Origin of the sequence: Okeania sp. SIO2F4, assembly GCF_010672385.1 — a bacterium.
Classification (GTDB): domain Bacteria; phylum Cyanobacteriota; class Cyanobacteriia; order Cyanobacteriales; family Microcoleaceae; genus Trichodesmium.
In genome coordinates this window covers 1-9,143 of sequence record NZ_JAAHGT010000350.1, presented here as the reverse complement: position 1 = coordinate 9,143, position 9,143 = coordinate 1, and the positions used below count along the sequence as shown (strand labels likewise).

Sequence of the window (9,143 nt, the reverse complement as noted above, 5' to 3'; positions counted from 1 at the left end):
GCAACAAATGCTGATACAATTTGGTTAAGAATTAGAGAGCAATTAAATCAAGTTACTCCCCAATTACCTGCTGGTACAAGTAAACCACGATTAGAAGAACTTGAAGTTAAAGCTTATGCCATGATTACTGCTTTAACTTGGGAACAAGATACTGAACCTAATTATGCAATTCTTACCCGTTTATCTGAATTATTGAAAGATGAATTATTGGCATTACCAGGAACAGAAAAAGTTGCAGAAATTGGTAATCCTCAAGAAGAAATAGTAGTAGAAATTGATGCTGCTCAGTTAGCTAGTATTGGTCTCACACCCCAACAATTATCTACACAAATTCAACAGAGTGATGCTAAGGTTTCTTCCGGTCTATTTCGCGGTCAAAATAATGATTTACTTCTAGAAGTTGATTCAGATTTAGATTCCCTGGAGCGGATTAAAAATATTCCAATTAGCTTTAGTAATCAAGGGCAGTTTACTCGACTTGGAGACATCGCTGAAGTCAGAAAAACAATTGCTGAACCACCCAGTGAACTTGCATTAATTAATGGTCGTCCTGCTTCTACTTTAGCTGCATTTGTAGAATCAGATTATCAAATAGACTCATGGGCAAGATCGGCAGAAGCAGTAATAGAAAAATTCCGTCAAGAACTTGGTCAAGGTCTGAAACTTGAGATTATTTTTAATCAAAGTAATTATATTGAAACTCGTTTGAAAAGTTTGATTTTGAATCTATTAATAAGTGGGATACTGGTATTTGGGATTACAGTATTTTTGATGGGTTGGAAGTCTGCAATTGTTGTTGGTTTGGCATTACCTTTGTCAAGTTGTATGGTTTTAGGAATGATGAAGTTTCTGAATGTTCAACTAAATCAAATGTCAATAACTGGATTGATTGTAGCTTTGGGATTATTGATTGATACAGCAATTATTGTTGTTGATGAAGTTACTAAAAATATAGTTTCAGGATTAAAAGCTGAAACTGCTATTAATAAAGCAATTAATCATTTATTTTTGCCATTAACAGCATCAACTTTAACTACAGTTCTAGCATTTTTACCAATTGTTTTAATGCCTGGTACTGGTGGAGAATTTGTTGGTGGCATTGGTCTTAGTGTGATTTTTGCTGTTATTTCCTCTTTATTATTTTCTCTAACCATAGGTTCTGGTTTAGCAGGTAAACTATACAATAGATATGATCATTATTCCCATAATTATCAACAAAAATGGTGGCAAACAGGTTTTACGAATTCTTATTTAAAGGAAATTTACCAAATCACTCTAAGAAGTATATTTAGCACTCCCTGGTTAGGAATATTATTAGGTTTAACTTTACCGATAATTGGTTTAATTCAAGTCGGCAACCTACCAAAACAATTCTTTCCTCCAGTAGATAGAGACCAACTACAAATAGAATTAGAATTACCTGCTTTAAACTCTATTGAAAAAACAAAAAATACGGCTATAGAAGTCAGAAAGTTAATGTTGAAAAATCCAGAAATAGAAGAATTACAATGGTTTTTAGGACGTAGTTCCCCTCGGTATTTCTACAACATAACATCAGGTAGACAAGCTGCAAATTATGCTCAAGGATTTTTACAGTTAAATTCAATTGCTAAGTCAGAATTAGTTAATAAACTACAAGCAGAAGTTGATACTGCATTTCCTGAAACTCAAATTTTGATTAGAAAATTAGAACAAGGACCTCCCTTTGATGCACCAGTAGCAATGAGAATTTATGGTCCTAATTTAAAGCGTCTACAAGAATTAGGAGAACAAGCAAGAAGTCTGTTAGTTCAAGTTCCGAAAGTAACTCATACCCGCGACACTTTAAGCGAAATTCGACCCCAACTACAACTACAAGTAAAAGAAGAAGAAATTCGTTTAGCAGGATTAGATCGTGCCTCCCTTTCCCAACAATTAGAAACCTCATTAGAGGGAAATTTAGGAGGTTCAATAATTGAAGATACTGAAGAATTACCAGTGCGAGTCCGAGTGTCGAACGCTCAACGGGGAGACGTTAGCAAAATTACATCTCTAGACTTACAACCTACTAACTCCAGTCTAAATCAAAACCGATTTAGTGCAACTGATACAATACCTCTATCAGCTTTAGCAAAACTAGAATTACAGCCAGAATTTTCTGTTATTAGAAGACGTAATGGTAGACGAGTAAACTTAATTCAAGGTTTTATTGCTGCTGGGATTTTACCTTCCGAAGTTTTGCAGGGGTGGCAACAACGGTTAAATGATTCCAACTTTGAGTTACCATCCGGGTATTGGTTGGAAATTGCTGGAGAGTCGGAACAACAAGGCAATTCTGAAGCAAATTTGTTTTCTACACTGCCTCTTGTATTTTTGTTAGCAGCTTCAATTTTAGTTTTATCCTTGAATTCCTTCCGAGCAACTGCCATTATTGGTGGAGTCGCCATTTGTGCTATTGGTTTAGGATTTTTCAGTTTATGGTTATTTGGTTATCCCTTCGGTTTTATGAGTCTCATCGGTACATTTGGTTTGGTGGGAGTTGCCATTAACGACTCAGTAGTAGTTTTAGCAGCCATATTGGAAGACCCCGAAGCATCCACAGGCAACCGTCGAGCTATGCGTCAAGTCGTTATGGGTTCCACTCGTCATGTAGTTGCCACAACCTTAACTACGATGATCGGGTTTGTTCCTTTGTTGGTACAAGGTGGTAGCTTTTGGCCCCCTTTAGCAGTAGCGATCGCTGGTGGTGTTGGTGGTTCGACTCTTGTTGCGCTTTATTTAGTTCCCTGTTGTTATTTATTAATGGCGAATTTTGGGAGAAGAAATAATTGATGATTGATAATTAGATGTAGGTTGGGTTTCCGCTTCCTCAACTCAACCTACATCTAATACATATTGGTGTTTTTCTAATGGCAAAGTACGCCATTTATTGAGTAATATTTGTTCGTTTGGATTCTATATAACTCAATCTGTCAAGACGAAATAAAAAGTCATGATTTATATCAAGGCATTTTTCATAAGTTTTCTTTAGGACAATCAAAACAGTTCTTTTTTCTTACTCTATCGAGTGTATATTGATATCGAAGATTTCTGTTAAGTAACTGGTAACATTTATCTGAAGTAAAACCTAGCTCTTCTGTCAAAAAGCAAGCTTGCAAAATGAAAGAAAGTAATTCTGTCAAGCAATACAAATATTTTCCTTTAGCTGCCTTTTCCTTTAAGGATTCCCTGTAGTGAGTTAAATAGTTTCTGGTGTGTACAACTTTAGTAAGAAATGAATCTTTGTCCTGAATTAATTCGTTAGTTACATCTAGAATTAATTCAAATTTAAGTAAAGCTTCCAATCTGTCTCGCAAATAAGGATCCTTTTTTTTATTTTTTTTAATTAGACAACAATGATAAGATTCTTCTCTTTCTTGTAAAGAATAATTTTTTTCTTCATTTGTTTCTATTCGACGACGATGATAAGATTCTACAACCTGAACAAGATTGAGAAATTTATTGTTTAAATACATATCTGGTTTGTACCAGATACTGAAGAATAAATTAAAAATACTAGCTAATTTTTCCCAAGAATCAAACCATCTTTCCAGAGTCGAGGGAAGGTTATCAATGTCAGATATAGAGAATATAATTTCATGTTTATAAAGTAATCTGCCTTGTTCTTTTCTGTCAGGATAGTAGGTATTATAAATAGCTTCTATAGGAAATTGTTCTTTCTTGTAATGAGTATTTTCTATATCTACATTTACATCAACGTCATAGGAATCAACTTCTAATTTAGTAATGGAGTTTGCTCTATCAGTTGCAAAAGTTAGAAAGTTATTGAGAGGATGTATGAATTTAGAGTGAAAATCTTTAAGTGAAAGTTTTTCATTCTTTGGTTGAATGATGAATGATGCAAATTGCTTAAAGTCAATATTTACAAAAGACTTGTTGGAGTAACTATAATCAAGAGAAAATTTTCCATCTTTTGTAGTTCCTTCAATCGTTTCAGGACAAGTATATATAAATCTTAATTCTTCTTCTTTATCCTGATATGGTAATTTAGGTTCTTCTCTAATACGAGGTAAGTCAGCCCAGTCAGATAAATAACTATACTGTACCTTAGCTTTATGAAAGAATATTTTGTCTGGGTTGCTAGTAAAATGTCTGCCAATCAAAGCAAGGTCTGAGATATATTCTTGACTTGAAAAACCTGATGAACTTATTGTTGAAAAACAATTCAGACTACGACACAAAGTAATAATCTTTCTATCTGCAAATCCTAAAATAATTGGAATCAAATGTTCCAATTCTCCAGTAAATGAACCCTTTAGTCGCAGTTTAATTCCCTCATCATTTGTAAATGTCAGAGTACCATGTATTTTTTTCTCTGGCTTTCCAGCTATTTTTTCATCTTCCTTTAAGGGCAACCACCAATATCCTGAATATTCTATATTTTCCATTTTTAAACCTCTAATAATTAAGTATTACTAAGACTCAACTTTTTAACACTATCCCCTAATTTTTTAATTTCGCGCATAGCTTAAATAATAACATTAATTTTCGACACTGGTTGCGCTCTATTTGGTTCCTTGTTATTATTTACTTCTGGCTAATTTTGGGAAAAGTAGTAAGGAGTAGAGTCGGAAGTGTAGGAAATGTGGGAAGGGTGGGAAGTTTGTGGAAGTAGCGGGAGCAAGATGCTCCCACTTTTCCCTAGATTCCTAACTACCATCAAAATATTACAAATAAAATAGGATTGCTATATCTATTTTCTCTCTCCTTTTGTCTGGTATCTATTTCATGATTTTATGTCTTTAATAAATTCTAAAAATTGCTTTGGAGTTAAAATGGGGATTCCTCGAAAGGGATCCAATTCTAATTTCTGCAAAATTATTAAACAAGAAACCGGGTTGATTACCCTGATTATTTTTTTTTCAAATTAAGACATTAATCAACCCGGTTTCTGCGCAAATCTTATAACTGTTATAATAGTCAATTACTACATATTTGTAAATCTTAAAAGAGGTGATTATGGTTGTAGAATTACAAAAACGACTGTTTAATGTCAAAGAATATCATCAAATGGCGAAAGTAGGTATGCTCAAAGAGGATGAACGAGTATAATTAATAGCAGGAGAAATTGTTAAAATGGCATCTATTGGTATTCCTCATGCTAGTTGTGTGAGACGTTTAGATGGAATTTTTAATAAACTATTATCTGGAAAAGCGATATTTGATACTCAGAATCCTATAGACTTAAATGATGAAAGTGAACCACAACCAGATTTAGTTTTGCTGCGATGGCGTGAGGATTATTATGCTGTAAAACATCCACAACCAGAAGATATATTTTTATTAATAGAGGTAGTAGATTCAACTATTAAATATGATTGGGAAGTGAAAATACCTTTGTATGCTGAGAATGGAATTTTTGAAGTTTGGTTGATAGATATTAATCAAGAATTAGTAGAAGTTTACCGGGAAATTGTGGGAAATAGTTATCAGCAGAAACAACAATTTTTGCGAGGCGATCGCTTAACTATTCAAGCTTTTGATGATGTGAGTTTAACTGTTGATGAAATATTGGGGATGGGAAACTAATATCATGTCCGGTTGAATAGTTAGAAATAACGAGGGAGGAGGGTGGGGAGTGTGGGGAGTGTGGGAAGATTTGGTAATGGTTGAAGATGGAACTTTTTTTGATAACTAATTATCCGGTCATGATATAATACCATGCACAAAAAAATAATTTTCAGAAGAATAAGGACTATAAAAAGACTTTAAAAGAAATATCTTTTTGACTAATTGTAAGATAAATTATACACCAAAAATGACTAATATCATGTTCGGTTAAATAGTTATTATAATTAAAGCTCGTAGTAGGGTAATATCCCTAACTGTAGATAGGGATATTGCCCTACTACAAACAAAAATTTTATTATAAGTGATTATCCGAACATGATATAAGAAGTTATTAATTCGGCATTGGTAATTCGTGGGATGATTTTCTACTAGGGGTGATAACTACCACTTACTCTGGTTAAATATTTAGAGGTATTAAAAACAGATTACTTTTAAAGTTTCATCTTTTGATTTACCAACGCCATTAATTCTGACTCCTGAGTTTTGACTTTCCCTCTTGGAATGAGCTAGGGGTGGGTTGACTCCTAAGAAGTACCCTAACTATTTATAAAAAACACTTATAAAATTGGTATTTAAATCATTATCCTTCCACTAAGCAAGATATGATAATAAAAATTAAACAGTTGCTCAGGAGAATATAGTCTATGACATTATTATTAGCTGGTGATATTGGTGGTACTAAAACAATACTACAACTGGTAGAAGCAAAACGAGAAGAATCAAAAGCTGCGGTGGAACTGCGAAATCTCTATGAAAATCGTTACTCCAGTCACGATTTTCCAGATTTAGTACCTATAGTAAATAAGTTCCTGGAAGAAGCAACTGAAAAGTTAGGAGAGAAACAACAACCAGAAAAAGCTTGTTTTGCTATTGCCGGACCAATTGTCAATAATACGGTTAAATTGACTAATCTTCCTTGGATGCTGGATGCAAAGCTGATGGAAAAGGAGTTAGACATATCTCACATTATTTTGATTAATGATTTTGAAGCAGTGGGTTATGGAATTTTGGGTTTAACTGCTGATGATTTGGAGACTTTACAACCAGGTGAACCTCTAGCTGATGCCCCCATAGCTGTACTTGGTGCCGGTACAGGATTAGGACAATGTTTTTTGATTCGGGGAGCAGGGGCAATTAAAGTTTATCCTACAGAAGGAGGTCATGCTGATTTTGCGCCACGCTCTGAGTTAGAATTTCACCTATTACAATATTTGTTGGCAAAGCATAATATAGACCGAGTATCTGTCGAAAGGGTAGTTTCGGGAATGGGAATTGTCGCAGTTTATCAGTTTTTACGCGATCGCAAATCTGCCACAGAGTCTCCAGAAATAGGTGATGTAGTCAGACAGTGGGAAAAAGAAATTGGCTCAAGTGAGATTACTGTAGATCCAGGGGCGGTTATTGGGAAAGCTGCTTTAGAAAAGAGCGATCGCTTGTGTGAGCAAACTTTGGAGATGTTTGTGTCAGCTTATGGAGCAGAAGCGGGAAATTTAGCACTGAAACTTTTACCTTATGGTGGTGTGTATGTAGCAGGAGGTATTGCTGGTAAAATTCTCCCACTTATGAAGTCAGGCAGTTTTATGGAGGCTTTTAACCGTAAGGGGCGAATGAGACCGTTATTAGAAAAAGTGCCTGTTCATATTGTATTAAATCCTCAAGTGGGATTAATTGGTGCAGCAATTCGTGCTTCTAATTTATAGGGTAGCAAGAAGATTGTAATGGCGCGTCTCGACTAAAATCGAGCAGTGGGAAAAGAAAGAGGGAAGACTTCTTGCATTAAACGATTCAATAATACTTTAAGACAAAGGCTATCTAGGTTAGAGGAAAAACTTTGTCCTTCTCCAAATAAGAATGAAAATCATATTGGTGTCATTTGGTATTTTATATCAAATCCGTTTGATTGGACATAAAAAAAGTCTCCTATCGTCATAACTGTTAAATCTTTTTGATGCTCTCTCCTCCTGATATCAAATCCGGTAGCATTGGTATAATTCAGTATTGAGGAATAATTTATTGATATTCTAGAGTAGAATAGCCTTTTGTCTCTACTGATGATAGAAATTATATTACTCCGAAGCCAACGGATTTGATCTGACTCGGTTTTCCTGGCTCCTGACTCAATTACGACTTAACCAATCTATAACTATTTAACAGGATTTGATATTATCTATTACTACAATCAATCATTACTTGTTTAGCACTACCTACATCTAATAATGGTGCGTTACGACAGATTGTTAAATCTATGTCAAACCTTAGATTTTAGCTGTCTAACGCACCCTATATTAATGCTGATAGCTTAATCCTAAAAGCTGATAGCTAGTTAACCCAATTCTGCAGTCATACTAATTACTGTTTCGACTGTTTTGCCTGGTTCAGCAATTAATAAATGTTCGCCAGTATTCATCGCATTTCGAGGACCAGTCCAAGGTTCTAAACAATAAAAATCTTTACCTTTTACCGTCCAAAAAACTAAAGTTGAATAATTACTATCGTAGTTAATAGTTAACTTTAAATTGCGACTTTTATCGGTAACTACTGCTGATTGTTTTGACAAATTAACAAATGCCCAATCAATTTCTTCAGAGTTAAAATCAAACACTCCAGAAAAAGTATTAACATTTGGCTCGCCTTTGAGCTTATATTCATTGGAAGGTAAATCAAATTCTAATTGAGTCTTATCACTTACAGCAAAATAAGGGTGAATACCTGTAGAAAATGGCATTGGTTTTTGAGATAAATTAGTGTGAGAATATCGCATCTCTAGAGTATTACTTCGCAATATATAGGTATAATTCAACTCAAAATTAAATGGATATCCTGCCATAGTTTGCTCGCTACTGCGGAGAGTGACAGTAATACTTGCGCCATTCTCGGTAGACTGTTGTGTAACTTCCCAAGGGAGGGTACGAGCAAAACCATGTTGCTTGAGTTTGTAGCTTTCTCCGTCTAGAGTGTAGGTATCGTCAGGTAAGTTGCCACAGATGGGGAATAATAGAGGAATGCCACCGCGTACCGAGAGAGTCGGGTCGGCAAAACGTTCCTTATCCATGTAAAATATTTTTTGGTCTTGGGTGCGCCAGTCCGTGACAATGCCACCTCTTTCAGGAACAACAACGACCATAGATTGAGTAGTTTCATCGGAAAGAATGTAGGGTTGATTTTGTCCAGGGTTAGCAGCCATAAATAATTTACCTAAAACAACTGCTATTAAGGTCTCACAGAATTGTCTGAAAAGCTATTCATTTGCTGAGGCTCCCGGAGGCGGAGGATGAAAATTTTCCTTCTATTGCTTCATACGCAATAGTCGTTTCATTTGCTGAAGCTCCCGGAGGTGGAGGATGAAAATTTTCCTTCTATTGCTTCATACGCAATAGTCATTTCATTTGCTGAAGCTCCCGGAGGCGGAGGATGAAAATTTTCCTTCTATTGCTTCATACGCAATAGTCATTTCATTTGCTGAAGCTCCCGGAGGCGGAGGATGAAAATTTTCCTTCTATTGCTTCATACGCAATAGTCATTTCATTTGCTGA

The 9,143-nt window shown here is 35.1% G+C and carries 5 protein-coding genes; 3 read left to right on the top strand and 2 right to left on the bottom strand.

The window, feature by feature from the left end; genetic code table 11:
* Nucleotides 1–2,811, top strand: a 2,811-nt coding sequence (locus F6K22_RS21025) for an efflux RND transporter permease subunit (protein ID WP_293102182.1), incomplete at its 5' end; no start/stop codon positions are given.
* Between the two features lie 182 nt (nucleotides 2,812–2,993).
* Here the strand turns inward: F6K22_RS21025 and F6K22_RS21020 are convergent.
* Nucleotides 2,994–4,427, bottom strand: coding sequence for an ApeA N-terminal domain 1-containing protein (locus tag F6K22_RS21020; RefSeq protein ID WP_293102179.1), 1,434 nt, complete (start codon nucleotides 4,425–4,427; stop codon nucleotides 2,994–2,996).
* Nucleotides 4,428–5,094: 667 nt separating this feature from the next.
* On the opposite strand from F6K22_RS21020, the gene F6K22_RS21015 reads away from it, so the two are divergent.
* Together F6K22_RS21015 and F6K22_RS21010 are read left to right on the top strand one after the other, a co-directional pair.
* On the top strand, nucleotides 5,095–5,568 hold the full coding sequence (locus tag F6K22_RS21015) for a Uma2 family endonuclease (protein WP_293102185.1): 474 nt from the start codon (nucleotides 5,095–5,097) through the stop codon (nucleotides 5,566–5,568).
* Between the two features lie 686 nt (nucleotides 5,569–6,254).
* Nucleotides 6,255–7,310 carry a glucokinase gene (locus F6K22_RS21010; RefSeq protein WP_293102176.1) on the top strand — a complete coding sequence of 352 codons (1,056 nt, stop codon included), beginning with the start codon at nucleotides 6,255–6,257 and terminating at the stop codon, nucleotides 7,308–7,310.
* A gap of 623 nt (nucleotides 7,311–7,933) precedes the next feature.
* Here F6K22_RS21010 and F6K22_RS21005 read toward each other — a convergent pair.
* Nucleotides 7,934–8,794 (bottom strand): aldose epimerase family protein, encoded by an 861-nt coding sequence (locus F6K22_RS21005; protein ID WP_293102173.1) that lies wholly within the window; start codon nucleotides 8,792–8,794, stop codon nucleotides 7,934–7,936.
* Between the last annotated feature and the right edge of the window lie 349 nt (nucleotides 8,795–9,143).

What these genes read in the sequence shown, in the direction of transcription:
- F6K22_RS21020 (WP_293102179.1), bottom strand. Translation starts at nt 4,427, where the DNA reads ATGGAAAATATAGAATATTCAGGATATTGGTGGTTGCCCTTAAAGGAA.
- F6K22_RS21010 (WP_293102176.1), top strand. Translation starts at nt 6,255, where the DNA reads ATGACATTATTATTAGCTGGTGATATTGGTGGTACTAAAACAATACTA.
- F6K22_RS21005 (WP_293102173.1), bottom strand. Translation starts at nt 8,794, where the DNA reads ATGGCTGCTAACCCTGGACAAAATCAACCCTACATTCTTTCCGATGAA.